24 protein-coding genes and 1 pseudogene are annotated in these 26,208 nt (G+C 69.1%); 16 read left to right on the plus strand and 9 right to left on the minus strand.

The window, feature by feature from the left end; translation table 11 throughout:
• Nucleotides 1-60 precede the first annotated feature (60 nt).
• Entirely contained in the window at nucleotides 61-2,208 is a 2,148-nt protein-coding gene (locus ACFWHU_RS25805; protein ID WP_387227524.1) for an MMPL family transporter, read from the plus strand.
• Nucleotides 2,209-2,276: 68 nt separating this feature from the next.
• On the opposite strand, the gene ACFWHU_RS25810 is transcribed toward ACFWHU_RS25805, so the two are convergent.
• A complete protein-coding gene (locus ACFWHU_RS25810; RefSeq protein WP_385800718.1) occupies nucleotides 2,277-3,170 on the minus strand; it encodes a S1 family peptidase in 894 nt (297 codons plus the stop codon).
• A gap of 743 nt (nucleotides 3,171-3,913) precedes the next feature.
• On the minus strand, nucleotides 3,914-4,318 hold the full coding sequence (locus ACFWHU_RS25815) for a nuclear transport factor 2 family protein (RefSeq protein WP_387227526.1): 405 nt from the start codon (nucleotides 4,316-4,318) through the stop codon (nucleotides 3,914-3,916).
• Nucleotides 4,319-4,458: 140 nt separating this feature from the next.
• Between ACFWHU_RS25815 and ACFWHU_RS25820 the strand changes: the two genes are divergently transcribed.
• Complete coding sequence (locus ACFWHU_RS25820; protein ID WP_385800714.1) at nucleotides 4,459-5,154, plus strand: type 1 glutamine amidotransferase domain-containing protein; 696 nt, start codon at nucleotides 4,459-4,461, stop codon at nucleotides 5,152-5,154.
• Nucleotides 5,155-5,194: 40 nt separating this feature from the next.
• Here ACFWHU_RS25820 and ACFWHU_RS25825 read toward each other — a convergent pair whose 3' ends face one another.
• The 3 genes from ACFWHU_RS25825 to ACFWHU_RS25835 all read right to left on the minus strand — a co-directional run bounded on the left by ACFWHU_RS25825 (nucleotide 5,195) and on the right by ACFWHU_RS25835 (nucleotide 8,965).
• Entirely contained in the window at nucleotides 5,195-6,316 is a 1,122-nt protein-coding gene (locus tag ACFWHU_RS25825; RefSeq protein ID WP_387227528.1) for a GntP family permease, read from the minus strand.
• Between the two features lie 169 nt (nucleotides 6,317-6,485).
• Complete coding sequence (locus ACFWHU_RS25830) at nucleotides 6,486-7,148, minus strand: response regulator (RefSeq protein WP_385800710.1); 663 nt, start codon at nucleotides 7,146-7,148, stop codon at nucleotides 6,486-6,488.
• Nucleotides 7,149-7,273: 125 nt separating this feature from the next.
• Entirely contained in the window at nucleotides 7,274-8,965 is a 1,692-nt protein-coding gene (locus ACFWHU_RS25835) for a sensor histidine kinase (protein ID WP_387227530.1), read from the minus strand.
• 355 nt (nucleotides 8,966-9,320) lie between these two features.
• Between ACFWHU_RS25835 and ACFWHU_RS25840 the strand changes: the two genes are divergently transcribed.
• The 9 genes from ACFWHU_RS25840 to ACFWHU_RS25880 all read left to right on the plus strand — a co-directional run bounded on the left by ACFWHU_RS25840 (nucleotide 9,321) and on the right by ACFWHU_RS25880 (nucleotide 16,895).
• Complete coding sequence (locus tag ACFWHU_RS25840; RefSeq protein WP_385800706.1) at nucleotides 9,321-9,920, plus strand: hypothetical protein; 600 nt, start codon at nucleotides 9,321-9,323, stop codon at nucleotides 9,918-9,920.
• Between the two features lie 53 nt (nucleotides 9,921-9,973).
• A complete protein-coding gene (locus ACFWHU_RS25845; RefSeq protein WP_387227534.1) occupies nucleotides 9,974-10,408 on the plus strand; it encodes a VOC family protein in 435 nt (144 codons plus the stop codon).
• A 68-nt stretch (nucleotides 10,409-10,476) separates the two neighbouring features.
• A complete protein-coding gene (locus ACFWHU_RS25850) occupies nucleotides 10,477-10,713 on the plus strand; it encodes a hypothetical protein (RefSeq protein ID WP_385800702.1) in 237 nt (78 codons plus the stop codon).
• 365 nt (nucleotides 10,714-11,078) lie between these two features.
• Nucleotides 11,079-12,866 (plus strand): AMP-binding protein, encoded by a 1,788-nt coding sequence (locus ACFWHU_RS25855; RefSeq protein WP_387227537.1) that lies wholly within the window; start codon nucleotides 11,079-11,081, stop codon nucleotides 12,864-12,866.
• Nucleotides 12,863-13,996, plus strand: a complete 1,134-nt coding sequence (locus ACFWHU_RS25860; protein WP_387227540.1) for a beta-ketoacyl synthase N-terminal-like domain-containing protein — start codon at nucleotides 12,863-12,865, stop codon at nucleotides 13,994-13,996. Before ACFWHU_RS25855 ends, ACFWHU_RS25860 begins: the two co-directional genes overlap by 4 nt.
• A 170-nt stretch (nucleotides 13,997-14,166) precedes the next feature.
• Nucleotides 14,167-15,045 carry a beta-ketoacyl synthase N-terminal-like domain-containing protein gene (locus ACFWHU_RS25865; protein ID WP_387227629.1) on the plus strand — a complete coding sequence of 293 codons (879 nt, stop codon included), beginning with the start codon at nucleotides 14,167-14,169 and terminating at the stop codon, nucleotides 15,043-15,045.
• The gene (locus tag ACFWHU_RS25870) at nucleotides 15,042-15,317 is read left to right on the plus strand and encodes an acyl carrier protein (RefSeq protein WP_387227542.1); all 276 of its coding nucleotides are present in this window, start codon (nucleotides 15,042-15,044) and stop codon (nucleotides 15,315-15,317) included. Before ACFWHU_RS25865 ends, ACFWHU_RS25870 begins: the two co-directional genes overlap by 4 nt.
• Nucleotides 15,314-16,054, plus strand: a complete 741-nt coding sequence (gene fabG / locus ACFWHU_RS25875) for a 3-oxoacyl-ACP reductase FabG (RefSeq protein ID WP_387227544.1) — start codon at nucleotides 15,314-15,316, stop codon at nucleotides 16,052-16,054. Before ACFWHU_RS25870 ends, fabG begins: the two co-directional genes overlap by 4 nt.
• A 58-nt stretch (nucleotides 16,055-16,112) precedes the next feature.
• On the plus strand, nucleotides 16,113-16,895 hold the full coding sequence (locus ACFWHU_RS25880; protein WP_387227546.1) for a thioesterase II family protein: 783 nt from the start codon (nucleotides 16,113-16,115) through the stop codon (nucleotides 16,893-16,895).
• A gap of 36 nt (nucleotides 16,896-16,931) precedes the next feature.
• Here ACFWHU_RS25880 and ACFWHU_RS25885 read toward each other — a convergent pair whose 3' ends face one another.
• Nucleotides 16,932-17,618: a DUF2848 domain-containing protein gene (locus ACFWHU_RS25885; RefSeq protein WP_385800776.1), complete on the minus strand. Its 687-nt coding sequence runs from the start codon at nucleotides 17,616-17,618 to the stop codon at nucleotides 16,932-16,934.
• Between the two features lie 143 nt (nucleotides 17,619-17,761).
• Between ACFWHU_RS25885 and ACFWHU_RS25890 the strand changes: the two genes are divergently transcribed.
• Together ACFWHU_RS25890 and ACFWHU_RS25895 are read left to right on the plus strand one after the other, a co-directional pair.
• Nucleotides 17,762-19,126, plus strand: a complete 1,365-nt coding sequence (locus ACFWHU_RS25890) for an MFS transporter (protein WP_387227548.1) — start codon at nucleotides 17,762-17,764, stop codon at nucleotides 19,124-19,126.
• A 64-nt stretch (nucleotides 19,127-19,190) separates the two neighbouring features.
• Nucleotides 19,191-20,012, plus strand: a complete 822-nt coding sequence (locus ACFWHU_RS25895; RefSeq protein ID WP_387227550.1) for a carbon-nitrogen hydrolase family protein — start codon at nucleotides 19,191-19,193, stop codon at nucleotides 20,010-20,012.
• 3 nt (nucleotides 20,013-20,015) lie between these two features.
• Here the strand turns inward: ACFWHU_RS25895 and ACFWHU_RS25900 are convergent, their stop codons facing one another.
• The gene (locus ACFWHU_RS25900; RefSeq protein WP_385800680.1) at nucleotides 20,016-20,654 is read right to left on the minus strand and encodes a GntR family transcriptional regulator; all 639 of its coding nucleotides are present in this window, start codon (nucleotides 20,652-20,654) and stop codon (nucleotides 20,016-20,018) included.
• Nucleotides 20,655-20,769: 115 nt separating this feature from the next.
• Here ACFWHU_RS25900 and ACFWHU_RS25905 point away from each other — a divergent pair, with 115 nt between their 5' ends.
• Together ACFWHU_RS25905 and ACFWHU_RS25910 are read left to right on the plus strand one after the other, a co-directional pair.
• Nucleotides 20,770-21,303 carry a GNAT family N-acetyltransferase gene (locus tag ACFWHU_RS25905; protein WP_387227552.1) on the plus strand — a complete coding sequence of 178 codons (534 nt, stop codon included), beginning with the start codon at nucleotides 20,770-20,772 and terminating at the stop codon, nucleotides 21,301-21,303.
• A 52-nt stretch (nucleotides 21,304-21,355) separates the two neighbouring features.
• Nucleotides 21,356-22,055, plus strand: a pseudogene (locus tag ACFWHU_RS25910) (2-phosphosulfolactate phosphatase).
• A gap of 28 nt (nucleotides 22,056-22,083) precedes the next feature.
• Here the strand turns inward: ACFWHU_RS25910 and ACFWHU_RS25915 are convergent.
• Both ACFWHU_RS25915 and ACFWHU_RS25920 read right to left on the minus strand, forming a co-directional pair.
• Entirely contained in the window at nucleotides 22,084-22,962 is an 879-nt protein-coding gene (locus tag ACFWHU_RS25915; RefSeq protein ID WP_387227554.1) for a S1 family peptidase, read from the minus strand.
• A gap of 264 nt (nucleotides 22,963-23,226) precedes the next feature.
• The gene (locus ACFWHU_RS25920; RefSeq protein ID WP_387227556.1) at nucleotides 23,227-25,014 is read right to left on the minus strand and encodes a flavin-containing monooxygenase; all 1,788 of its coding nucleotides are present in this window, start codon (nucleotides 25,012-25,014) and stop codon (nucleotides 23,227-23,229) included.
• Nucleotides 25,015-25,181: 167 nt separating this feature from the next.
• Between ACFWHU_RS25920 and ACFWHU_RS25925 the strand changes: the two genes are divergently transcribed.
• On the plus strand, nucleotides 25,182-26,201 hold the full coding sequence (locus tag ACFWHU_RS25925) for an SMP-30/gluconolactonase/LRE family protein (RefSeq protein WP_387227558.1): 1,020 nt from the start codon (nucleotides 25,182-25,184) through the stop codon (nucleotides 26,199-26,201).
• Nucleotides 26,202-26,208: the final 7 nt, after the last annotated feature.

Here is a 26,208-nt window from a genome sequence, read left to right on the forward strand (position 1 = left end):
CTTGATGATTGAGATAGTCTGCGATCAAGGTACTGCTCGATCCTCGCATCCGGGAGCACAATGTCCAGGTCCACACGGCTCGCGCGATGGCTCGTGCCCGTAGTACTGCTCGTCGCCTGGCTCGGAATCGGCGGGACCCTCGGTCCCTACGCCGGCAAGCTCGGCGAGGTCGCGACCAACGACCAGGCCGCTTTCCTGCCACAGAACGCCGAGTCCACGAAGGTCATCGACGCGCAGCGGGCCTTTCGCCAGGACGAGACCCTCCCGGCCATCGTCGTCTGGACAACCGCGGACGGCGGCGAAGTGACCGCCCGGCAGCGCGAATCCGCGACCCGCGCCCTGGCCTCGCTCGAAGACCTGAGCGGAACGGTGGGCCCCGCGTCCGCGGCCGTCCCGTCGAAGGACGGACAGGCTCTCCAGGGAGTCGCCCAACTGCGCCCCGACCTCGACGACCAACTTCCCACCGTGCTGCGGAAGATCGGCGAGGCGGCAGAACAAGTGCCCGGCACGACCGTACGGATCGCCGGTCCGGCGGCCAACCAGGCGGACCTGTCGGACGCGTTCGCGGGAATCGACGGCCTGCTTCTCGGCGTCGCCCTCGCGACGGTGCTGATCATCCTGCTCCTGGTCTACCGAAGCGTCATCCTGCCGCTCGTCATCATCATCGGTGCCGTCCTCGCGCTCGGCCTCGCGTGCGGCGTGGTGTACGCCCTGGCGGAGCGGGACATCGCGCGGGTCGACGGGCAGGTACAGGGGATCCTGTCGATCCTGGTGATCGGTGCCGCGACGGACTACGCGCTTCTGCTCACAGCCCGCTTCCGGGAAGAACTGGAGCGTCGGCAGGACCGCGTGACCGCCATGCGGGCGGCGCTGCGGGAGTCGGCGGGGACGATCGTGGCAAGCGCCGCCACCGTCGCCCTGGGCCTGATCGCACTGCTGCTCAGCGACCTCACCAACAACCGCGCACTGGGGCCGGTCGGCGCCATCGGCATCGTGTGCGCCGTCCTCAGTTCGCTCACGTTTCTCCCCGCGGTGCTCGTACTGCTCGGCCGTGGCGCCTACTGGCCCGCTCGCCCGAAGCCGGCCGGTGACGTTGAGAAGAACAGCGGCGGTCGCGGCGTGTGGCCCCGGGTCGCGGCACTGGTGGATCGCGCCCCCCGCAAGGTCTGGGCCATCACACTCACCGGGCTGATCGCGTGTGCGGCCTTCGCGCCCACCCTCGACTCGAAGGGCGTCCCGCTCGACGAACTCTTCGTCAACGACGCACCGTCCGTCGCCGCGCAAGCGGCGTTGAGCGAGCACTTCCCCGGCGGTTCGGGCAACCCGGCCGTCGTCATCGCCGACGCCGACAAGGTCGACCAGGTCACTTCGGCGGCCGGCGGGACCGACGGCGTGGTGACCGCCCTGCCCGTGACCGAATCCGGGCAACCGGGCGTCGGAGCACCGCGGACAGCCGACGGCAAGGTCCGGATCAACGCGACACTCGAAGCCCCGGCGGACAGCGACGCCGCCAAGGAGACCGTCGCCCGGCTCCGCGAGGCCGTACACGCGGTCCCCGGTGCCGATGCCCTGGTCGGGGGCTACACCGCCCAGCAGTACGACACCCAGCGAACGTCCGAGAGCGACCGCATGCTGATCGTGCCCGTAGTGCTGGCCATCATCCTGGTCATTCTCATGGGGCTGCTCCGCTCTCTGCTGATGCCGGTGCTCCTGGTGGCGACCGTGGCACTGAACTTCCTGGCGACGCTCGGCATCTCCGCGCTCGTCTTCCAGGGCGTCCTCGGCTTCTCCGGCACCGACGCCTCGGTGCCGCTCTACGGATTCGTCTTCCTCGTGGCGCTCGGCGTGGACTACAACATCTTCCTGATGTCGCGCGTCCGGGAGGAGTCGCTGAAGCACGGCACCCGCGAAGGGGTCCTGCGCGGCCTCACGGCGACCGGCGGCGTCATCACCTCCGCCGGCGTCGTCCTCGCCGCAACCTTCGCCGCCCTCGGCGTCATCCCGCTGGCCTTCCTGGTCCAGATCGCCTTCATCGTCGCCGTCGGCGTACTCCTGGACACCCTCGTCGTCAGATCCCTGCTGGTGCCCGCGCTCGTCCTGGACATCGGCCCGACGGCCTGGTGGCCCGGAGCCCTGAGCCGAAAGGTTGGGTACGACGGGCCGGGTACGAGGACGGCGGACCGCGCAGGGAGCGCGGTCCGCCGGTGATGCGTCACTCCACGGTGCTCCGGGGGCTCAGCCGGCCGTCACCCCCGAAGCGCCGGTCGTGAGAGGTGCTAGATGATCGTGGCGCCGTAGACGCTCAGGGCCTCCGTGACGGGCTGGTAGAACGTGGTGCCACCCACACTGCAGTTGCCGCTGCCGCCGGACGTGAGGCCCAGCGCGGTGCTGCCGGAGAAGAGCGCGCCGCCGCTGTCGCCGGGCTCGGCGCAGACGTTGGTCTGGATCATGCCGTACACGATGCCGCTGGAACCGTAGTTGACCGTGGCGTTGAGGCCGGTGACCGAACCGCCGCGCAGCCCGGTGGTGCTGCCGCTGCGCTGCACGGACTGGCCCACGGACGCGTTGCCCGCCGACGTGATGTCCCGGTACGTTCCGTTGTACAGGTAGACGCGACCGTCGGCCGCCGCCGCGTTGGAGTGGCGGATGATGCCGTAGTCGTTGGTCGGGAAGCTGGTGCCGGTGCGCGTGCCGATGGACCAGCTGCTGCTGATGTTGGTGCAGTGACCGGCCGTCAGCGCGTGCGCCACACCGCCGACTCTCACGTTGAAGCCGAGCGAACAGCGGCTGCCGCCGGTGGTGATGGCCTCACCGCCGGCGATCAGCGGGGTGAACTTGCCGTTGGTGCGCTTGACCGTCAGGTCGGCCTTGGAGTCCGCCAGCGCACCCTTGACCTCGGCCAGTTCGGCCTTCGACACGGTGCTGTCGATGGTCACGACGATCTTGCCGGTCTTCGCGTCGGTGTACCAGGCGGTGCCGGCCACGTCCGCTTCGAGAACGGCGGAGCTGGCCGCGGCGAGCTGCGAGGTGGTCGCCTTGGCCTCGGGGGCCGGGGCGGCGACGGCCGAGGGGGCCGCGAGCGCGACGGCGGTCACCAGACCGGACGTCACGGCGAGGAGTCGCGCCCGTCGGGACGTGCCTGCGAGGGGGGAGAAGCGCTTGAAGATCACGAGATCCTCCGTAGGTATGGGGGATGGACAGCCCATCGGGTGGGGTTGGGCAGTCGGTGCGTGCAGGTCCCTGACCAGTGGTCACTGAGCGTGGACCTGTCAAGTTGCGCGGTTGGAATCGTTGACGGCAACGGCTCCGGATGCAAGGACGACTTCCGGACCGCAGGCGGAGAATCGCTCTGAGCGTGGATGGCCGCTTCCGGCCCCGAACCGGAGCGCGCGCCCGCGTTTCGTGGGGCGTCGCGGGAGTGTGCTGCAAAGCGTGTGCGGGCTGCCGGACTTGTGCGTTCCGCTCCGGGAAGCCCCCTTGGTGGCGGCAGGTTTGAGCCTGTTTGCAGTATCTTTACAGAAGGGTTGCGACCGGTCACATTGCGAACACACGTGGTTCGCCGGTCGGTAGGTCACCTGGTACGGCTGGGGCGCGTTGCGCCTGGTGGGGTCTCTGTGTCGAGCGATACGGCATCCGCGGCTGAGCCGTATGTATGGCCTTCGAGTGAATTGCCTGCGTATTCAAGATGGCCGAATCTTTGCCTCCGCCCCCGGGCCGCCATCACTCCAAGCCTCGGATACGTCCGGCGGAGCGCTCTTGCGAAGGGCTCTGGGGGTGTGCTGCGGACACTCGGGAGCGGGCCAACGCCCGCCGCGGCCAAGGGGCGAACGCAGTCGTGAGCCACGATCCGCCGGGCAGACCGGAAAAGCCCCCTCGCGGCCCGTGCGGCGCTTTCTGCTCAAATAGCCCTGGATCAAGCCCTGGTGATATTCCTGCCCGGCATCGGCTCCGCGAGTGCTGTCCTCCACTCGGGCGCGCCGAAGGTGTCCGCGAAGTACTGCGTCTCGTGCACCACATGGCCGTCGGCGAATTCCATGATGCTCACCGAGTGGGTGGGCACGTCGTCGTACGTGATGACGCACTCGCTCACCCACAGATCCCCGCCGCCGACGATCCGGTGGACGGCGAAGTGTCGATTGGCGGGGTGCCCGCCACGTTGCGCCGAGATTGTCGCGCGGCCCCGGAACCGTTCGGCCGACTGGGGATAGTCGAGGATCGCGTCCGCCGCGTAGATGGCGTGCTCGGCTTCGGCGTCCCCGCGTTCCGACGCGCGCCAGTGCTCCTCGATCGCGGCCCTGGTCCGGATGTCGGGATCCATCGTGCATGACCCTTCTGTAGGTGTCCGCGGTGATTCGCGGCAGGGATAGTAGCCGAGCGGCCGTCCGTATGCGTCCGGCCGTACGCGTGTTTACGCTGGAATGAGTCGTTTGCCTCAGACCTCTCGCGAGGAGGCGTGTGATGGCGAAGGTGCTTTTCATAGTGAGCGGAGCGACGTACTGGGTGCTCAAGGACGGCACCAGGTACGCGACGGGATACTGGGCCGAGGAGTTCGCGAACCCGTACAAGGCGATCACGGACGCCGGCCACGAGGTCGTGGTCGCGACACCGGGCGGCGTGACCCCGAATGTCGACATGATGAGTCTGCGACCGGCGATGGCGGGTGGCGAACAGGGAGCCCTCGAACTGGAGGGCATCATCCGCGACGCCGAGGTGATGCGGCGGCCACTCAAGCTGTCGGACGTCCGTCTAGAAGACTACGACGCGGTCTATCTGCCGGGCGGCCACGGCCCGATGGCGGACCTGGCGTTCGACGCCGACGCCGGCCGGTTGCTGACGGCGCAACTCGCCTCGGGCAGGCCCCTGGCGATCGTGTGTCACGCCCCCGCCGCGATGCTGGCCACCAGAATTCACGGAGAGTCGCCCTTCAAGGGCTGCAAGGTCACGGGCTTCACCAATGAGGAGGAGGAAGGTGTGGGCCTCGCCCCCAGGGCGACATGGCTGCTGGAGGACGATCTGAAGGACAAGGTCGGCGTCGAGTACAGCCGCGGTGAGACCTGGAAGCCCTACATGGTCGAGGACCGCAATCTCATAACCGGGCAGAACCCCGCGTCCGCCGCGGTTCTGGCGGAGCGGCTGCTGCAGATCCTCGGGTAACCCGCCCGCGCGGAAGCCCCCGTGGGGTCCGGCCGCGGCCTCAGAAGAAGAGAAGGCTGATGGGCTGAAGCAGGATGATGGCCACGACGGATGCCAGTGACACGCCCACGGTGCAGGTCTTCAGTGTGCCGCGCGTGGTCTGCCCCAGGAGGGACTGGAGCAGCCAGAACGTGTTGCTGGTGACGTGCACCGCGAACAGTGAGCCCGTGCCCGCGGCGAGGGCGAGCAGAACCGGGTCGATGCCGAGGCTCGGGGCCACGGGCGCGAGGATCCCGGCGGCCGTGATGGCCGAGATGGTCACCGAGCCGATCGCGATGTGGAGCACTGCCGCGATGAGCCAGACCAGCAGCAGCGGCGCGAACGAGTCGGCGTTGAAGTAGTCGCGCAGGATGTCGCCCAGGCCACCGGCCGTCACGACCGCCGCGAGGGACCCGCCCACCGCGGTGAGGATGAGTATCTGCCCGCTCTCCTTGAAGCCGCGGGCGATCGCTGTCTCGACGCGTGCCTGACCGATGCGGAACCGGCCCACGACGCAGGTTCCGATGAGTCCGACGAGCAGGGCGACCACGGGGTCCGAGACGAAGCCCAGGACGGAGTTGTTCCACTTCCCGGCATCCGCGATGGCTCCGGTGGCGATCATGGCAAGGGCCAGGATGAGGGGGGCGAAGCTCAGCAGGAGGCGGGGCCGGTCCGCCATCTTGTCCTGCTCGGGGCCGGGATCTTCGACGGCGGGCGACGCTTCGGCGGCAGGATCTTCGGCGGGGGTCTCGTCGACGGCGCTGTTCCAGAAGCCCTTGTGGAACAGGAAGGTCATGATCGACACGGAGATGAGAATCGTCGGGACGATCAGAATCAGGCCCCAGAGCAGCATGGTGCCGAGCGGCACGTCCAGGAGCGCGGCGAGAGCCAGCGTGCCGACGCCGGGCACCATGAGGACGATGCCGCACTCGAGCCCGATGGCCAGGGCGGCGGCCATCCGGGGCGTCCCCATCGGGCCGATCCGGCGCGAGGCGGAGCGGGCCAGTGGAGCGGAGATCACCAGCAGTGCGTCCAGGTAGATGGACTGCAACAGGGTGCCGATCGTCAGGGCCATCGAGTAGGGCAGACGCTTGGGGCCGAACAGCCGCTGGTCATCGCGGCGGGAGAGGAAGCCTCCCGGCACCTCGGCTACCGCCCCGGAAGCCGCATGGCCCCCGCCCGCGGGGACCACTGATCACCGAGCCGACGTCTCCACCGCGCTCATGCCTGGCGGGAAGCCCCCGTGCGCGGGTCCCGGTGGTGTACTGCCGGACGGGGCCGCCCAGTTCAGCACACCTTGGACCACAACCGGGTCACACCGTGTCCCGCTGCAATCCGGCGTCGTGGGCGATGAGCGCGGCCTGCACCCGGTTGTCGCACCCGAGTTTGGTCAGGATCCTGCTGACATAGGTCTTCACGGTGGCTTCGCTCATGTGCAGCCGCCTCCCCGCGTCGGCGTTGGACAGGCCCTCACCGAGGAGGGCGAGTACGTCGAGCTCCCGCGCGGTCAGCGCGCCGAGGCGCTGTCTGGCCTCCTCCGCGCGGGCGGTGGCCCCCGGGGAGGAGAGGGAGTCCACGACGTGCCGCGTCGCCGTCGGTGACAGGTACGCGTTCCCGGCCGCCGCCGCCCGCACCGCGTGGATCAGCTCGTCGGGCGCGGTGTCCTTGAGGAGGAAGCCCGCACCGCCGTGGCCGAGCGCACGCAGTACGTTCTCGCGCTCGCCGAACGTGGTCAGGATCAGCACCCGTACGTGCGGCACGGCCCGGCGCAGCTCGGCCAGGGCCGTCAGCCCGTCCATCACCGGCATCTGGATGTCCAGCAGGGCCACGTCAACGGCGGTGCCACGGGCGGTTTCCACCGCCTCACGGCCGTTGCCCGCTTCCGCGACCACCTCGATGTCGTCGGCCGAGGTGAGGATCATCCTGATGCCGGCCCGGATGAGCGGCTCGTCATCGGCGACGAGGACCCGGATCACGCGGCCTCCTGCGCGGTGTCGGTGAAGCGGATGGCATGGCCTCGCCATCATGCCCTAGTCCGGTGGAGTGCGTCGCACAGACGTCGCGTGCGGGCCGGGGCCGGGTCACTTCCCGGACTCGTGGGTCAGATCTCGTCCTTGAAGGTCTGCTTCGCGACCAGCTTTCCGTCGCCGAAGCAGAACCGGAAGACGGTCGAGGTGTCGTCGGGGTCGTCGGACGCGAAGTGGCGGCAGGTGGTGCCCTCGGGGCGCTGCGGGCCCTTGTCCTTCAGATCCGAGGTCAGGAACGAGTCCTCCTTGGGCAGCTTGTCCTGCACGTCGGCCTCGGGATCGCCGACCTCCGCCGACTCGTACACGCTCGGCGCGATCGTGGCCTTGTTCATCTCGTCCATCAGCGCGCTCACCCCCCAGACCCCCAGGGCGACGGTCCCCAGGACGAGGACGACGGCGGTGACGGCGCAGCCGATGGCCAGGTTCTTCTTGCTGCTCATGATGGCGGCGAACTCCCCTTGCGTATTACTCAGGTTGATGTCCGCTCCACTGTTGCCCGCCGCTTCCGTCCCTGGCTGTCCCACAAAGTCGTCGGCCGGGCCGACGGAGGTCGCGTCGTCCGGGCGGGTCGGCCCGCCGTCGCCGGCGCCGTAGGGCAGCATGCCCGCGACGCGGAAGCCGCCGTCCTGGGTGCGCCCGGTGTGCACCATGCCGCCGACGAGCCGCGCCCGCTCCTTCAGGCCGGTCAGTCCCTGGCCGCCGCTGATCGCGGTCGGAACGTCCGGCGCCCCGGCCGGCGCCGGTCCGTTGGCGACCTCCACGACCAGGCTGTCCGACTCGTAGCGCAGGGCGAGGGTGATCGGGGCGCCCGGGGCGTGCTTGTGGGCGTTGGTCAGACCCTCCTGCGCTATGCGGAATGCCGCGTGGTCGGCGGCGGGCGCCAGCGGCCGGACAGTGCCGGAGCGCCGCACTTCGACGGTCGTGCCCGCGGCCCTGGACGACGCGACCAGGCCGTCAATGGAGGCCACCGCCCGGAAGATCGGACGCCCACCGCCCGCGTCGCCGGCCGGGGCCGACGAGTGCCCCGCCCCCTGCACGGCATGATCGGTACGTTCGTCGGGCCGCTTCCGGTCGTCCCGGTCCTCATGGAGGATGCCAACGGCCTCGCGCAGCTCCCTCATCGCGGCCACCGAGGCGTCCCGCAGGACCTGGACCCCTTCCCGCTGGCGATCGGTCAGGTCCGGATCGACCTGTAGGGCGCCCGCGTGCACGGAGATCAGGACGAGCTGGTGGCCGAGGCTGTCGTGCATGTCCTGGGCGATGCGGCCTCGCTCCAGCAGGCGCGCCTGCTGTGCCACCATCGCCTGCTCGCGCATGAGCTGGACGTTGTTGCGCCGCTGCGCCTCCAGCAGCGACCGGCGCTGCGACCGGTAACGGGACACCAACCCGGGCACGATCGCCAGCACGAAGAACACCGCCGTGCTCAGCACACCCGTGACAGGCAGCGACAGGCCGGAGCCCGCGCTGATCTCGTCGTAGGTGGACAGCGCGGTATGCAGCACGAGCGCGGCGGCGTAGGCGGCAACCATCCGTACGGGCTTGATGATGCGGCTTCCCGCGGACCAGCTCGCGTAGATCAGCAGCGGCACCGCGGAAGGCAGCACCGCTGCCGCGCAGGCCGAGAGGACCAGCACCGTCGCCGGCAGCGCACGTCTGCTCAGCGACAGCACGGCGACGCCCGCGACGACAGCCAGGGTGCGCACACCGAACCCGGCCAACGGGGCGTCGAACAGCCCCGCGAGCCCGGCGAGAACAACGGTGAGCACGCTCTCTCCGGCGATCCGGCCACGGCTCCAGGGGGATGCGGCGGCGAGCCGGACTCGGAGCGGCCGTGCGATGCGGGGGGTATGTGCTTCGTCCAGTTCCACGGGCCGACGATAGACAGTGCCCGGGAGCGCCGCATCATCCGTGTGTCGTGCCGGCGAACGACGAAAGTGGACAACCTCGGGTGCGGTGGGCGCTGTTGGGCGCACTTACGGCGTCGCCGTTGGTCACCGCGAGCCGCGACTTCCGGGGACTGTTTCGGGCCGGCGTCGCGATGACGATGGTCCAGCAGACAGCAAGAGGCGGCGGGCAGTTCACAACTGGGCCGCGCGAGAGACGAAAAGCGGGAGACGTCACGTGGACAACGAGCACCTGCAGGCGCACGAGAAGTTCAACGTCCGCCAGAAGACGACCGTCATGGCCAACCAGTACGTGGTGACCGTGGCCCGTTCCGACGGCTCGAAGGACGAGATCGTCGCCTTCGCCCAGCAGGAACCGATGGCGCTCAAGGAACACGTGACCATCTACACCGACGAGTCCAAGGACGACGTCCTGTGCACCTTCGAGGCCGACCAGATGCTCGACGTGGGCGCCGTCTACGCCGTGCGGGACGGGGCGGGGGACCCCATCGGCTCATTTCGTGAGAAGCCTGTCGCCTCCATGCTCCGCTCGACGTGGATCCTGGAGCAGCCGGGCGCGACGGAGCTCACCGGGCGCGAGCGCAACGCGGTGGTGGCCGTGCTGCGCCGGGTCTGGGACTTTCTGCCGTTCACCGATTTCGTGCCGTTCCTGTGGCCGTACCACTTCGATTTCACCGAGGGCGACAAGCGGTTGATGGCGGTCGACAAGAGGTTCGGGCTGCGCGACCGGTACGTGCTCGACATCGCGGCCCCCGACGTCGACCGCCGCCTCGCCATCGCGCAGGCCGTGGCGCTGGACGCACTTCAGTCACGCTGACGCGACCCCGCCTCGCGGTCACGCTGACGCGACCCCGCCTCTACGATGGGCGGATGGCATCGATCAGGCAGATCCAAGTCACCTTCGACTGCGCCGAACCTGAGCGCGTCGCCCGTTTCTGGTGCGAGGTGTTGGGGTATGTCGTACCGCCGCCGCCTGAGGGGTTCGCCACTTGGAGCGATTTCGATCGCACACTGCCGCCCGAGCGCCAGGGTGCCGCGTTCGCGTGCGCTGATCCCTCGGGTGTGGGCCCGCGACTGTTCTTCCAGCGCGTTCCCGAAGGGAAGGTCGTCAAGAATCGGCTGCATCTCGACGTGCGGGTCGGCACCGGGCTCGTGGGTGAGGAACGCCTGGCCGCGCTTGAGGGCGAATGCGCACGACTGGTCGCGCTCGGCGCGGTTCGGGGGCGACTGCTGACTGCCGACGACTACAACGAGTCGTGCCTCGGGATGCAGGACGTCGAGGGCAACGAGTTCTGTATCGACTGAGTGGCCGGTTGAGCGCCGGCCCCGGTTGAGGTGGCCCGGACAGGCGGGCTTGCTCCAGACTGTCGGGTATGGACTTGCGTGGTGTGCGGGGTCGGACGCTGGTGGTGGACGGGGAGAGGTTCGAAGTCACCGAACGCCCCGAGGAGCTGGGCACGTACGACTTCACCTGGCTCTCGGGCCCCAACCCGGGGTACGGCTTCACCTCCGCGGTCTGGCCGCCCATGGCCCTGAGCGTTCCGGAACTGGAGGAAGCGGCCCGGGACTTCCTGAAGCAGGTCGATCCCACCACCGGGCACATCGAATAGCCCCCGTCCCCGCGACCGTCGGTCCTTCAGGGCGGCGGTGCCGTCGCACGCACGCGTGCGGCTCCGCATTTTGCGCCACCCTCCGGCCCGTATTCGTACGCGCCGGTATTTCCGTTTTTTGTGTGGAAAAGACGCGGGCGTTTAATCGTGTCGACTCGCGAAGATGACCGTGAACTGTCGATGGGGCGATCCGGTCAAGTGGCCGGTTTTCGACGTTTGAGAAATCTGGATCCAGGGGTATCGATCGACCTTGTTCGATAATCTCTATTTGGAGCGTCTTTGTGCGGAGTGGCGTTCTTAAATCCGCGCTTCGGTGAATATTCATTCATTCTCGGAAATTGACGTATAAGAAGGAGTGTCGCCTGGTGTCTGGCATAGCGGGTATCGGCACGCCGCTGCAGAGGCTGCGGTCGATCGTGGCCGATGTTCTGGAAACGGCCGAAGAGGGCATTGAGGACGACGCACTCTTCTTCGAAGACCTCGGCATCGATTCGCTGGAGAAGACCGAGGTCGTCGTCCGCGTCGAGCGGGAATTCGATGTGAAGCTCAGTGCTGTCGACGCGGCGGCCATGCGCTGTGTCGAAGACTCCGTGGCCGTGTTGCTGGGCAAGTTGAGCGATCCGCCGGAAGAGGCTGCGGAGCTTGTCGATCTCGTCGAGCGGTTGGTCGGGCGCCACCTCGCCCGGGGTCGTGGGGAGCGGATCGCGTACACCGACCCCGACTCCGGCGACGTCTCCTACCGCGACCTGTACGACGCCGCCCTCCGGTACGCGGCAGCGCTGGCCGCGAACGGAACTCCCGTCGGCACGCGTGGACTTGTCGTCGCCGACGACTCCGTCACCACGGTCGCGGCCGTCCTCGGACTGTGGTGGCACGGATGCGTACCCGCGGTCGTGAGTCCTCTCCTCACCGACGACGAGCTGGTCTACATCGCCGACGACTGCCGGGCGAACGTGATCCACCTGGATGCCCCGCCCAAGCGGCAGCGAGCTCTGGAGGCTCTCTTCTCGGACCGTCGCCGGATCACCGGCCACGAGATACGTCAAGGCGGCGCCGAAGCCCTTACCCAGGACGGCGCGGTCCCGTGGCCCTCGGACCGTGAGGCGCTGATCCAGTACACGTCGGGAAGTACGGGTCTGCCCAAGGGAGTCAGGCACAGCGCGGGTGCCATCGTGGCGGCCCTGGCCGGGTTCGGCTCGTCGCTGGCGTTGAGCGAGGACGACATCGTGCTGTCCACGGCACGTATGTCCTTCGGGTACGGATTCGGCGGGACGGTGCTCTTCCCGCTCGCGGCCGGCGCCCGTGCGGTCCTCGTACGCGGCAGCATCGACCTCCACACGGTGACGGCCGCCCTGGACCAGTACCGGCCGACGGTTCTCTGGTCGGTGCCACGTCTCTACGCGGCGATGGTCGACGCCGCGCGCACGACCGACGGGGACCTGCGAACCCAATCCGTGCGGCTGTGCGTCGCAGCCGGCGAGAACCTCCCGGCCCGCCTGAGCGAGAGCATCCAGGACACCTTCTCCGCCGGCCTGATCAACGGACTCGGTGCGACCGAGGTGCTGCACATCGTCGTGGCCACCCCCGCCGGCCGGCCGATGCCCGGGACCATCGGCTTACCCGTGCCGGGCGTGCGGGCCACCATCCGTGACACGGACGGCCTCCCGGTGGCCGACGGAGTCGAGGGGCGGCTCCACATCAGCGGCCCCACGGTCGCGCTCGGCTACATAGGCCGACCCGAAGCCGCGGCCGGAACGTTCGCCGACGGCGGCGTGTACACCGGCGACATCGCGATCCGCAACGCCGACGGCACCGTCTCACACCTGTGCCGCGCCGACGACCTGCTGAACCTGGGCGGCTACAAGGTCCCGCCCGGCGAGATCGAGGCGGTGGCGCGGGCCGTCGAAGGCGTCCGCGAGTGCGTAGTGGTGGGCCAGGCCGACGCACACGGGCTGGAACAGGCGGTTCTGTACGCCGTCGCCGAGAGCGGAGCCGACACCGGCGAGATCCGCCGCTCCATCACCGCCGCCATCCGCACCCGGCTGGCCCCCTACAAACGCCCGGCACGAGTGGAGTTCCTCGACAAACTGCCGGTCACGTCCACCGGGAAACTCGCGTCCTTCCAGCTCCGGAACCGGGTGACCCAGCCTTGACCTGGGACATCACCGGAAGCGGGGCTGTCGCCAACATCGGCCGCACACCCGGGCAGATATTCGACGCGCTCTGCGCCGGGCAGGAGACACGCAGGCCGCTGAAAGTCTTCGACAGCACCAAGTACCGGACCCGCCACGCCTACGAGATCGACGACCGCCCCACCGGCCGGGACGAGCCCCTGCGGGCGACCAAGTGGCTGATCCTCGCCGTCCGGCAGGCTCTCGCCGACGCCGGCCTGTCGGACGACCTCACCCGGACGCCGGTGCTCGTCGGGACAACGCTGCGCGAGCAGCGCAGTACGGAACTGTGGTGGACCGAGGGCGCCTCCGTCCGCCCGGCCGACCTCCACTTCGGCGGTGCCCTGCGCGAAGCGTTCGGGGCCGTCTCCACATACACCTTCGCCAACGCCTGCTCCGCCTCGCTGTACGCACTGGGCCTGGCCACCGACATGATCGAGTCCGGCGCCACGGACACGGTCGTCGTCGCGGGCACGGACGCCCTCACCGAGAGCGCCTTCGGAATGCTGGACCGCGTGCAGAACGAGTCGCCGCAGATGCTCCGGCCGTTCGACGTCTCCCACAAGGGGATGCTGATGGGGGAGGGAGCGGTCGCGGTCGTCCTCCAGCGCGCGGGGACCCACGACCGGCGCCCCCTCGCCCGGCTCAGGGCCGTCAGCATGAACTGCGACGCCCACCACGCCACCGCGCCCGACGCCGACGGCATACGGGAAGCCGTTCTCGACGCTCACCGGCGTGCCGGTGTCGGCGCCGAGGACATCGACCTGGTGATGCTGCACGGCAGCGGTACGCCCCGTAACGACGAGACCGAAGCCGCCGTCCTCTCCGAGGTGTTCGCGGGCACGAGCCGCGGCCCGCTGATGACGGCCATCAAATCCATGACGGGCCATACGCTCGGAGGATCCGGGCTGCTCAGCGTGGTCATCGCCGTCCTGGCCATGGCGCGGAACACCGTGCCGCCGGTGCTCGGTCTCGCCGAGCCCATCGAGCAGGCAACCGGACTCGGGCTGGTCCGTGGCACGGCCACCGCCGCCGACATCACCACGGCGCAGATCAACGCCTTCGGCCTGGGCGGAATCAACGCGGTCGCGCTGGTCGGGGCGGCCTCATGACCGGCGCTGAAGTGACCGACGGGGGAGACACGTCCCCAGCAGACTCCGCGTCTTCCGCGTCTTCCGCATCCCGCGCAGACTCCGCCGCGCCCGTACGCACCACGGGACCGAACGGAACCGTTGTCACCGGCGTCGGGCTGGCCGTCCCCGGCCTCCGTTCCGTACGCGACCTGCTCACCGCCCGGCCCCCCGCGGACGGCTTCGATCCGGCAACGGCCCTGAAGGGCCGGGAGATGCGCAACAAGGACCGCGCCTCGCGCCTCGCCCTGTACGCCGCCGAGCAGGCGCTCGGCGATGCCGGACTGCTCGACGAGAAAGGACACTTCCGAGGAACCACGGCCAATGCCACCGCCGTGGTGGCCAGTTCCAACCTGGGCTCGCTGCAAACGGTCTGCGACTTCACCGACACCATCGCCCGCGACTCGGTCACCGGACTGAGCCCGCTCGGCCTGCCGCAGACGTCGAGCAATGTCGTCGCCGGCTGGGTCGCCATCCGATACGGACTGCGCGGCCCCAACCTCACCGTCTGCAACGGCGCCACCAGCGGCCTGGACGCCCTGCACTGGGCCCGGAACCTCATCGAGGCGGGGCGCTGCCGGAGAGCGGTGGTGCTCGGTGTCGAACCGGCCGGCGAGCACGCCGACAAGCTGCTCGGCCGTACGGCCCCCGACGTCGCGTGCGCCGTGGTGCTCGAATCGGCGGCCGAAGCCTCCGCGCGTCAGGCAGACGTCCACGCACACCTGTCGGCCTACACACGCGGTGCCGAACTCGCGCCCACCGTCGCGCTCACCGAATCCCTGGCCCCCGACCCGGTCGGGCTCCACCTCACCGGCGGGCTCGCCCAACTGCCGGTCGCCCCGGCCGGGCAGAGCCTGGATCTCACCGCGCGACTCGGAGAGTGTTCGGGCGCCCTGGGAGTACTCCAGTGTGCCGTTGGCGCCATTCATATACGGACGTACGGAACGAAAGCAGTGCTCGCGTTCACGGGAGGTGCGGATTCCGATGACGCGGCAGCCGCCCTCCTGCTGACCGGTGGAGACAACGAATGATTGGAGAATCCTTCATGGAATTGGCCGTGGACGCGGAGGAACTGCGCACGATCGTCGCCCACTCTCTTGAGCTGGAACCCGAAGAGGTGGGTGACGGCGACCATTTCGCCGAGGACCTCGGAATGGACTCGCTGATGGTGCTGGAAATATCCTCCCGGCTGGAGCAGCGCTACAGCATATCGGTACAGGACGCGTCCATCGGCGCGGTGGAGAATCTCACCGAGCTGCGCGGTCTGGTGGAATCCTTGCTGACCGAGGGGTCGGCAGCGTGACCGAAAGGCGAATCGCGCTGGTGAGCGGCGGGTCCCGGGGAATCGGGCGGGCCGTCGTCGCCAGACTGGCCCGGGACGGATTCGACGTCGCGTTCTGCTATCTCTCCCGCGCCGATGCCGCCAAGGAGACCGAAAGAGAAGCGGCCGAGTTCGGATCCCGTGTATTCGCCCGGCAGGTCGATGTCGCCGACGCCGACGAGAGCCGGGCCTTCCTCGCCGCCACGGAGGACGAACTCGGCCCGGTCGACGCCGTGGTGACCGCCGCGGGCATCACCCGCGACAGGCCCCTGGCGATGATGGAGGACGCCCAGTGGCACGACGTGCTGACGACGAACCTGGACGGCACCTACCACGTCTGCCGTCCCGCCATCGAACGAATGGCCAGGCGACGGTCGGGTTCCCTGGTGACGCTGTCCTCGATCGCCGGCGTCCGCGGAAGTGTCGGGCAGACCAACTACTCCGCGGCCAAGGCCGGGATCATCGGATTCACCCGGGCCATGGCGAAGGAGTACGGCAAATTCGGAGTGCGGGCCAACACCGTGGCGCCGGGATTCATCGAAACGGAGATGACGGCCGACATCTCCGACAGGGCCAGGAAGAAATATCTCGGCCAGATCCCGCTGTCGAGGTTCGGCACATCGGAAGAGGTGGCCGATCTGGTCTCGTTCCTCCTGTCCCCGCGAGCCTCCTACATCACCGGCCAAGTTCTTGGCATCGACGGCGGGTTGGTGATGTGAGAAACATGGCCGCCCTCGTCACACAGGGCTCGAATCTCCTGCGAAGAGAAGGACGCGTATGAGGTCCACCGCCCCGCTCGGCCCGGTCACCCGGCGCCGGCCGGTCGACGATCCCACGGTGCGCCTGTTCTTCTTCCACCACGCGGGTGGCTCCCATTTGCTCTACCGCGGCTGGACGCGCCTTTTCCCGGACGACTGGGACATCTGTCTGCTGGACGCACCCGGCCGCGGGAACGCGCAGGCGATACCTCTCATCGGCGACTGCGCCGGCCTCGTGGCGTTCTTCGACGAGGCCCTCGCCCCGCTGCTCGACCGGCCGTTCGCGTTCTTCGGCCACAGCGTGGGCGCCCGCGTCGCCTACGCGCTCACGCGCCGCCTCGAGGAGACGGCACGCGAACTGCCCCTCTGGCTCGGGGTGTCGTCCTTCCGCGCACCGCAGCCGGACTCGGTGGGGCCACCACTGAGCCGGAGTCTGCGGTCCGACACCGCCCTGCGCGACTGGCTCAGGACCACGGGCGGTGCCCCGGACCGGCTGCTGAGCGACGACAGCCTGTGGAACGCCTTCGCGCCCGTACTGCGCAGCGATCTGGGACTCGCGGACACCTGGGACCGCGAGACGCCCGGAACGCCTCTGCCGGTGCCGCTGACCGTGTTCGGCGGCTCGGACGACACCGTCGTGACCCTGAACCAGTTGGAGAACTGGCCACGCCTGACGGACAACTTCCTGGGGCTGCACACCTATTCGGGAGGGCATTTCTATCTGAACGACCACCGGGAGCAGCTGGCCGGTCGCATCACCCGATCCGTGCTCACCCAGCTCAGCCCGCCGCCCCGCGCATAGCGGCGGCCGGCGCGGCCCGCTCGGCCGGTCCGTGGTTCAGCCGATGGGCGCGGGCATCCGCACCACGTCGTAGGCGAGGTCGATCACGTCTCCGGTGGCCGGGTCGCTCAGCTCGACACGCCAGCGGTCGGCGAACTGGTCGACGCCCTCGGCCATCGGAATGGTGCCGGAGATCAGCACCGTACCGGGCACCAGATCGCCGCGCTCACGCAGTACGTCGGCCCAGTAACCGGGGGTGAGCAGCTCGGCCAGGGTGCCGTCCTGGATCAGCGTCTCCCGCCCGTCGTGGGTCACCCACGCCCGCAGCGCCAGATCGTCCAGCCGCTCCTGTACGTCGGCGAGCCGCCAGGCGCGCCGGGCGAGCACATCGGGGCTCGCGTTCTTGCTCCACGCGACACCGTGCACCTCGAGCTCGCGGTCGGTGTGGTCGCAGGCGGCCGTCAGCAGCAGTTCACCCTCGCTGTCCACGACCAGTGCCCATTCGGCCTCTCCCGAAGTGCGGCCGTGCTGGACGCTGACGTGTTCGGTGTGCTGGGCGAGATAGGGGGAAACCGGGTAGAGGGCGGGGGTCACCGACGGCGCGGGCACGCCCAGCTCGGCGAGCTCGGCCACATGCGCGGCCACGTCGGCCTGGCTGCGTCCGGCGTAGCCGGCGTTCAGCACCTGGACGACATCGATGCTCCGGTTGGTGCCGTCGGGCAGTTCGAAGGTGAGCAGCGCCATGGGTTGTCTCTCCACATCGATCGCGGTATCAGCGAGGTTAACTTTGCGCGGAAGGCTTGCGCATACGACCTGTATACAAGAAGTATGCCGGTAGGTCGATAGCAGTCCTGCCCCCCGGCGCCCCTCATAAAGGAACAAGCACCGTGAACAACAGCACCAGCAGTGACGGCGGGTCCGCCGTACGCCGCGCCTTCTTCGCCAGCCTCACCGGCACCGCCCTGGAGTGGTACGACTTCGCCATCTACTCCGTGGCCGCGGCGCTGGTCTTCGGCGATGTCTTCTTCCCCTCGGAGGATCCCGCCACCGGCACCCTGCTGGCCTTCTCCACATACGCCGTCGGTTACGTGTCCCGCCCGCTGGGCGGTTTCGTCTTCGGCCGCCTCGGGGACAAGATCGGCCGCAAGAAGGTCCTCATCGCGACCCTCGTACTGATCGGGGTCGCGACCCTCCTGATCGGTCTGCTGCCCTCCTACGCCACGATCGGCGTGGCCGCGCCCATCGCGCTGGTCATCCTCCGCTTCGCCCAGGGCGTCGGTGTCGGCGGCGAGTGGGGCGGAGCCGTACTTCTCTCCAGCGAGTTCGGCGATCCGCGCCGGCGCGGCTTCTACGCCTCGGCCGCGCAGATAGGCCCGCCGGCCGGCAACCTCATGGCCAACGGCGTACTCGCGGCCCTCGGCGCGCTGCTGTCCGAGGACCAGTTCGTGTCCTGGGGCTGGCGTGTGGCGTTCCTGCTCTCCGGCGTTCTCGTCGTCTTCGGGCTGTGGATCCGCACCAAGCTCGAGGAGACCCCGGTCTTCAAGGCGATGGAGGCCGAACAGACGCGTCCCACGGCCCCGATTCGCGAGGTGTTCACCACGCACCCCCGTGCGCTGGTGGCCGCGATCCTGAGCCGCGTCGCCCCGGACGTGCTGTACGCGCTGTTCACCGTCTTCGTGCTGACCTACGCGACGGGTGAACTCGGCATGTCCCGTGGCTCGGCGCTCGCCGCCGTACTCATCGGATCCTCCTTCCAGGTCTTTCTCATCCCGCTGGCGGGGGCCCTGTCCGACCGCGTCAACCGGCGGCTGCTGTACGGGCTTTCGGCGCTGGCCGCCGGGGTGTGGCCGTTCGCGTTCTTTCCCATGACCGACGGCGGGAGCTGGCCGCTGCTCACCCTCGGCGTGGTGGTGGCGCTGGGTATCCACTCGTTCATGTACGGGCCGCAGGCGGCGTTCATCGCCGAGCAGTTCTCCCCGCGCCTGCGCTACACCGGCTCCTCGCTCGCCTACACCCTCGCCGGAGTCATCGGCGGGGCCGTCGCGCCCCTGGTGTTCACGGCGTTGCTCGACGCGTACAACACCTGGGTGCCGCTGGCTCTCTACGTCGCGGGCACGGCGGTGGTCACGATCACCGGACTGTCTCTGGGCCGCGACGGGGACGAGTCCGGCGACGCCGTCGAGGACGCTTTCACGAAGTCGCCCGTCGGCACGCTCGGCGAGCGCAACTCGCCCTCCACGACCACCAACTGACACCCGTCCAACATGCCGACGGCAACCCGTCCGACACCCGCACGCGAGATCAGGAGCCGCACCCGTGCGCATCGCGCTGAGCCAGATCACCACCGGCCCCCACCCCGAGCAGAACCTCGGACTCCTCCGTGAACAGGCCCGTCGAGCGGCCGACGCGGACGCCCGCGTCGTCGTCTTCCCCGAAGCCGCGATGGCCTGCTTCGGGACTCCGCTCGCGCCGCTGGCCGAACCTCTCGACGGCCCGTGGGCCACAGCCGTCCGCCAGATCGCCAAGGAGACCGGACTCGTCCTGGTGGCGGGCATGTTCACTCCGGCCCCGGACGGGAAAGTGGCCAACACTCTGCTCGCCACCGGCCCCGGTGTCGAAGCCGCCTACGACAAGATCCACCTCTACGACGCCTTCGGCTACGCCGAGTCCGACTCCGTGGCGCCCGGCTCCGAGATTGTCACCATCGAGGTCGACGGCGCCCGTATCGGCCTTGCCACCTGTTACGACGTCCGCTTCCCCGAGCTGTTCAGGGCGCACGCCGACGCGGGGGCGGTCCTCTCGCTGCTTCTCGCCTCGTGGGGTGCCGGTCCCGGCAAGCGTGAGCAGTGGGAGCTGCTCACCCGCGCCCGCGCCCTCGACTCCACCCTCTGGCTCGCGGCCGTGGGCCAGGCGGATCCGGCGGCGTCCGGCGTCCCCGCGACCTCGAACGCCCCCACCGGTATCGGCCACAGCGCGGTCATCGGTCCCGACGGAACCGTACGGCAGCGCCTCGAAGAAGGGCCGGGGATGCTGCTGGCGGACCTGGACCTCGACGAGGTCTCCACGGTCCGGCGGGCCGTACCGGTACTGGCCAATCGCCGTCTTCCCCTGGGAGGGGGCCCGACTTCCCCACGCTGAGGGTCAGCCCGCCAGCAGGACCTTGAGAGTCGACTCCAGGTGACTGTCGATCGCGATACGCGCGGCACCCCGGTCACCGGAGGCGATCGCCGCCAGGATCGCCCGATGCTCGGTCAGCACGGACTCCTGGCGGCCCTGCTGGTTGTACAGAGCCACCACCCCGGCCCGGATCTGCCGGCTGCGGAGCCCGTCGTAGTGCCGGTTGAGCAGGGAATTGCCCGCCGCGGCGACGATCGTCGCGTGGAAGAGGTGATCCACCGCGATGAACTCCTTCGCGTGCTCGGGCCCGCTCAACGCGCGCTGACGCTCGAGGAGTTCGGTCAGCTCCGACATGAGGTCCCGGTCCCCGGGGACGACCTGCTCCGCCGCGTACCGCTCGACAATGCCGCGCAGCTCCATCACTTCGGAGATCTCCCGCCCCGACAGCGGCACGATCTGCGCTCCGCGCTTGGGTACCAGCCGTACGAGATCCTCGGCCGCGAGGAGCAGCAGTGCCTCGCGGATGGGGGTGCGGGAGACGCCGATACGGTCGGCGAGCTCCTGCTCGGAGAGGAACTCGCCCTGCCGGTCCGGGTCGGTCAGGACGTTCTCTTTGAGGAACGCGTACGCCTTCTCCCGGCCCGACGTCCGCTCCGACGTCATGACTTCCCCCATGACCCATATGACTGCATACAGTAAGTATACAGCTTTGGTACGAGGACCCGGACTCGATAGGCTCCGGGGACGTGTTCGGGCCGGTGGTCCTGGAGGTGCCCTCATGGCCGTCAAGTGGGTTCGACTCGAGCTCGACCTCGACGCGTTCGACGATGCCCGATTCGAGCCCTACCTCCAAAGGTGCCGGCAGGCGGGCATCGAGTTCACGACCATGGCGGCTGTCGGTGACACGGCTGAACATCGGCGTGCGCTCTACGACCTGAACAAGACGTGCTCCGCCGACATCCCGGAGCGGGGGAAGTTCTACACGTTCGACGAGTATGTCGCCCAGCGCATCGAGACTCCGACCTACGATCCCGAAGGCGTCGTTCTCGCCCTGGACGGCGGATCATGGGTCGGCATGGCAACCACGTCGATCCACCCCGAAGGGCACGCCTTCAGCGAGATGACCGGGCTGATGGCCGGTCACCGGGGGAGGGGAATCTCGCTGGCGATGAAGGTCCTGGCCATCGGCTTCGCGCGTTCGCACGGCGTGCACCTGCTGCGGACCTTCCACCACCCCGACAACGCGGCGGCCATCGGCATGAACCGAAGGCTCGGCTTCGTCAACGACGAGCCGCGGGTCGCGGCCACGTGACGGTCTCACCCTGTCTGTGTGCTTCGGGCCGGGCATACGCGATCATGACCGGATGAAGGCTCGTTTCCTTGGCATCGCCGAGTTGGCCGAAGCCCCGTCCGTGGCGGTCGTGGTCGATGTCATGCGTGCTTTCACGGTGGCGGCCTGGGCATTCGCCCAGGGTGCGGAAAAGATCGTTCTCGCGGAGTCCCTGGACGAAGCCCTGTCGCTCAAGGCTCGCCACCCGGACTGGGTGACACTCAAGGACGGCCCGCCCGCGCCCGGATTCGACACCGTCAACTCGCCGGCCCTGCTGCGGTCTGTCGACCTCGGCGGACGGACCGTTGTGCAGAAAACCACCGCGGGGACGGTCGGCGCCCTCGCGGTCAAGGAGGCTTCGCTGGTGCTGTGCGCCGGCTTCGTGGTGGCGGAGGCAACGGCTCGGCTCTTGCGGACAAGCGAGTGTGACAGCGTCACGTTCGTGATCACCGGTGACGATGGGCGCGCCGAGGAAGATCTGGCGTGCGCCCAATACATCGCTCGGAGGTCCACCGAGACCGGGACGGACGCAACTGACTTCCTCCGCCGCGCTGCCGAATCCCGCGCCGCCGCCGAACTGGCAAAGGGCGTACGCCAAGGACCACCCCGACGACGTCGCACTCTGCCTCGAGCTCGACCGGTTCCCCTTCGCCATGGTGGCGACCGTGGAAGACTCACTCATGGTCCTCCGTCCGCACACCGTGCCTCCGCCGACCGACGAGGCTTCGCCCTGATCGCTCCTCGGGACGGGGGCGGGGGCGATCAGTAGACCGAAACGCCGTGGACGGAGAGGGGCTGGACCACCGGCTGGGCGAAGGACGTGCCGCCCGAGGTGCAGTTGCCGCTGCCGCCGGAGATCAGGCCGATGGCCCGGGTGGCCGAGAAGACCGGGCCGCCGCTGGAGCCGGGCTGGGAGCAGAGGGTGGTCTGGATCAGGCCGTAGACGATGTCGCCACCACCGTAGTTGACCGTGGCGTTCAGGGCGGTGACGCTGCCGCTGTGCACGCCCGTCGTGGGGGCGCTGGTGCTGACCTGCTGTCCGACGGTGGGGTTTCCGGCGCTGGTGATGTCCTGGTGGGTGCCGTTCTGGAGGGAGACGGAGCCCTCGGCGATGCTCTGGTTCGTGTAGCGGATGAGGGCGTAGTCGTTGCCCGGGAAACTGGAGTGGACGGTCGTGCCGATGCTGGAGACGTCGCCCGTGTTCGTGCAGTGGCCAGCGGTCAGGGCGTATTTGATGCCCGCGCTGTCCTGCACGTTGAAGCCGACCAGACACCGGACACCGCCGGGCAGTTGGATGTACTCGCCTCCGGCGATGTACTTGGTGAACTTTCCGGTGGTGCGGTTGATCTCGGGCGTCCCGGCCGGAGTTGTCGCTGCCTTGGTGAGTGCGGTGAGTTCGCGGGCGTCGACAGTGCTGTCCGCGGTGACCACGACGGTGCCTCTCGCCGCGTCGGTGTACCACGCGCTGCCCGCGACGTCCGCACGCGCCAGGGCGGTGTGCGCAGCGGTGAGCTGCGCTGCGGTGGCACTGCCCGTGCCCGAGTCGTCGGCGGTGGCGCTCGGCGCGGTCAGCACGGTGGCGGCCAGCAGCCCGGAAGCCACGGCGATCAGTCGTGCGCGGGGAGCGGGAGTACGGTGCATGGAGTCCTCCGTCATGTCATGCTTGCGTCAATTCGGTCCGTTCATGTTTCACCGCCGCATGTCCGCCGACAAGGTGGGGATTGAGCCGCCGACCGGCGCTCAGATGCCAGGACCTCTTCGGCCGTGGCGCGGCCGGGGCCCAATCCGCGTCATCCCGTGCACAAGGGCCTCGACGCGGAAGGCCGGGTCCTGGAGCGGCGGCCGTACCTGAACGGCACCCCACCGCGGCCAGAACCCGGGTCTGATCACGACCGAGGACGGCCCCTACGCGAGCACCTCGTCCATGGACTCATCCCTCCAGCGGCGCAGGAGTTCATGGAAGGCGCTGGCGCCGTGTGGGTAGGCGCTCGGGCCGTTGGGGCGGCCGTGCCCTTCTCGGTTGTAGTAGCCGGGAGTGCAGTCGGCGTGGAACCACTCGTGGTCCGGCGCGTCCTGCGCCATGGTGGCGATCCAGGCGTCCTCCGCCTCGCGGGACGGTTCGATGAGCGCGCCCTTGGCCTCGGCTGCCGCGACGAGGGCGGCGGCGTGTACGGCCTGCTCGTCCAGGACGTGGGTGAAGTTGACGCTGCTGGCGTTCTGGAGTGACCCCATCTGGATCAGGTTCGGGAAGCCGTTGCTGGTGATGCCGTGAAGGGTGCGGATGCCGTGCCGTGCCCACGCGTCGAGCAGCCGCGTTCCTCCCCGGCCGTGGACGGGGAGCTTCCCGGAGTGGATGCCGGAGATGCCGACGGAGAATCCGGTGGCGAAGATCAGGCAGTCGAGTTCGTGGACGGTGCCGCCGACCACGACGCCGTTCTCGGTGACGCGTTCGATGCCATGGGTGTCCGCGGTGTCGACCAGGGTGACGTTGCTCCGGTTGAACGCCGGGTAGTACAGGTCGGAGAAGGCGGGGCGCTTGCAGGCGTACCGGTACCAGGGTTTGAGGGTCTCGGCCGTCGCCGGGTCCGTGACCGTCCGCTCGACGCGGGCACGGACCTCGTTCATCTTGGTGGCGTCAGCGGCTTCGTAGGCGGCTTCGAAGACGTCCCGGTCGCCGGAACGGCGGAAACTCGGCAGCAGTTTCTCCAGGAGGCCCGCCGACGACGTCCATCCGTCCGCCACGAGATCCACGCCGGACTCCTCGCCCGAGACGATGCGCAGGAAGTTGTTACGGCGCTCGCGGGCCCAGCCGTCGCGCTCCGCGCCGACGTCCCCCGCCGTGGTGCGGCGGTTGGCGCGCACGTCCACCGTGGAGGGGGTGCGCTGGAAGACGTAGACATGTCCGGCGTCCGCGGCCAGCATCGGAATGACCTGGACACCGGTGGCGCCGGTGCCGACGACGCCCACGCGTCTGTCCGCGAGTCCGGTCAGGCCGCCCTCCGGGGTGCCGCCGGTGTAGGCGTAGTCCCACCGGGACGTGTGGAAGGTGTGCCCCTTGAAGTCTTCGATGCCGGGTATCCCGGGCAATTTCGGCTCGGTCAGGGGGCCGGTGGCGGTGACGACGTACCGCGCCCGGAACGCGTCGCCGCGGTCGGTCTCCACGATCCATGTGCGGGAGTCCTCCTCCCAGGTCAGCGCGGTGACGGAGGTGGAGAACAGGGAGTCCGCGTAGAGGTCGAACTTCCGCGCGATCCGCACCGCGTGGATCCGGATCTCCTCGCCCGGGGAGTACTTCCACTCCGGTACGTATCCGGTCTCGTCGAGCATCGGCAGGTACACGTGGGACTCGATGTCGCAGTGGACGCCCGGGTACCGGTTCCAGTACCAAGTGCCGCCGAAGTCACCGCCCTTGTCGATCACGCGGACACGCTCCACGCCCTGCTGCCGCAACCGCGCCCCGGCGAGGATGCCGCCGAATCCGCCGCCGATGACGGCGACGTCGACCGTGTCGCGCAGCGGCTCGCGCGCGGCCGCCTCGCCGACGTACGGGTCGGCGGCGTAGAAGCCGAACTCGGCGTCGGCACCGCGGTATTGGCCGGCGCCGTCGGGCCGCACGCGCCGCTCACGCTCGTGGCGGTAGCGCTGCCGCAGCGCGGCGAGTTCGTCGGGGGTCGGCGTCTGGGGGGACGTCATGTGGGGGGCCTCTCTTCTCTCCATCTGGTCGGTAAGGGCCGGCCGTCCTGAGCTGCTGAACTGCCTTGCCGATGAACGGCCTTGAGGAACCGTAGCAACAACCGGACAGTGATGTCCGGTTAGAGTGCGGGGGTACGACGACCTTCGGACAGAGAGAGTGACCCCCCATGCGACGACTCCGGAACCGATCCCTTGCCGTGTTCGCCACACTCGGCGTGCTGGTCCTGGCCGGATGCGGCACCGACAGGCACACTCCCGCCGACGGGACGACGTCCACGGGTCCGGGCAGGACTGTCACGGCCGACAAGCTCATGCGACTGACCACGGTTCATGAGGAGACCGGAATGACCTTGCTGGAGGGCCCGGTCTTCGACGAGGACGGCAGGCTGATCGTCGTCGACGTCACCGCGCCCGCCGGAGAGTCCAAGGTCATGAGCGTGGATGTCTGGAAAAAGACGGTGCGGAAGTTCTTCACCGACAGCCGAGGCGCCTACACCTCGGCCCAGTTCAGCCCGTACGACGGCCGGCTCCACCTGACCGACTTCGCCCACGGCGAGATCGTCTCCCTGGCCCCCGACGGCAGCGACCGGCGCACCTTCTTCACCGGCGAGGTCGACGGCGCCCGGATGCAGCCCGACGACATCGCCTTCGATCAGGAAGGCAACCTGTACGTCAGCGACTCCCTCGGCATGTCGGAGGGCGAGGCGCGCGGGCGTGTGGTGCGCATCGACCGCGACGGCGAGAACGCCACCGTCCTGGCCGACGGCCTCGCCGCGGTCAACGGCATCTCGTTCGACATCGGCTACCGCGGTCTGTGGATCAGCGAGCTGACGGAGAACCGGATCTCCTACCTCCCCGTCGTCCAACGTCCCGGGATGGCCGGCCGGCACACGGCCGTTCGCGTCGACGGCGGCATCGCCCAGACCGACTCGATCGCCGTGGACGCGGACGGCAACCTGTACCAGGCCCTGCACGGCCGGCCCGCGATGGCCGTGTACGACAAGTACGGCGAACGCCTCGCGACAGTGGAGGTGCCGGCCCGCCCCAAGGGCCTGGAGTCGGCGACCAACGTGGCGATCACACCCGGCGGGACCAGGGCGTACATGACCGTCAGCGGACCCGCCGGCGGCTACCTGTACACCTTCGACGCGCTGGCCGAGGGCGTACGGCAGTCCAACGGCGGCTGACGCCACC

Source organism: Streptomyces sp. NPDC060366 (assembly GCF_042725135.1).
GTDB lineage: Bacteria > Actinomycetota > Actinomycetes > Streptomycetales > Streptomycetaceae > Streptomyces.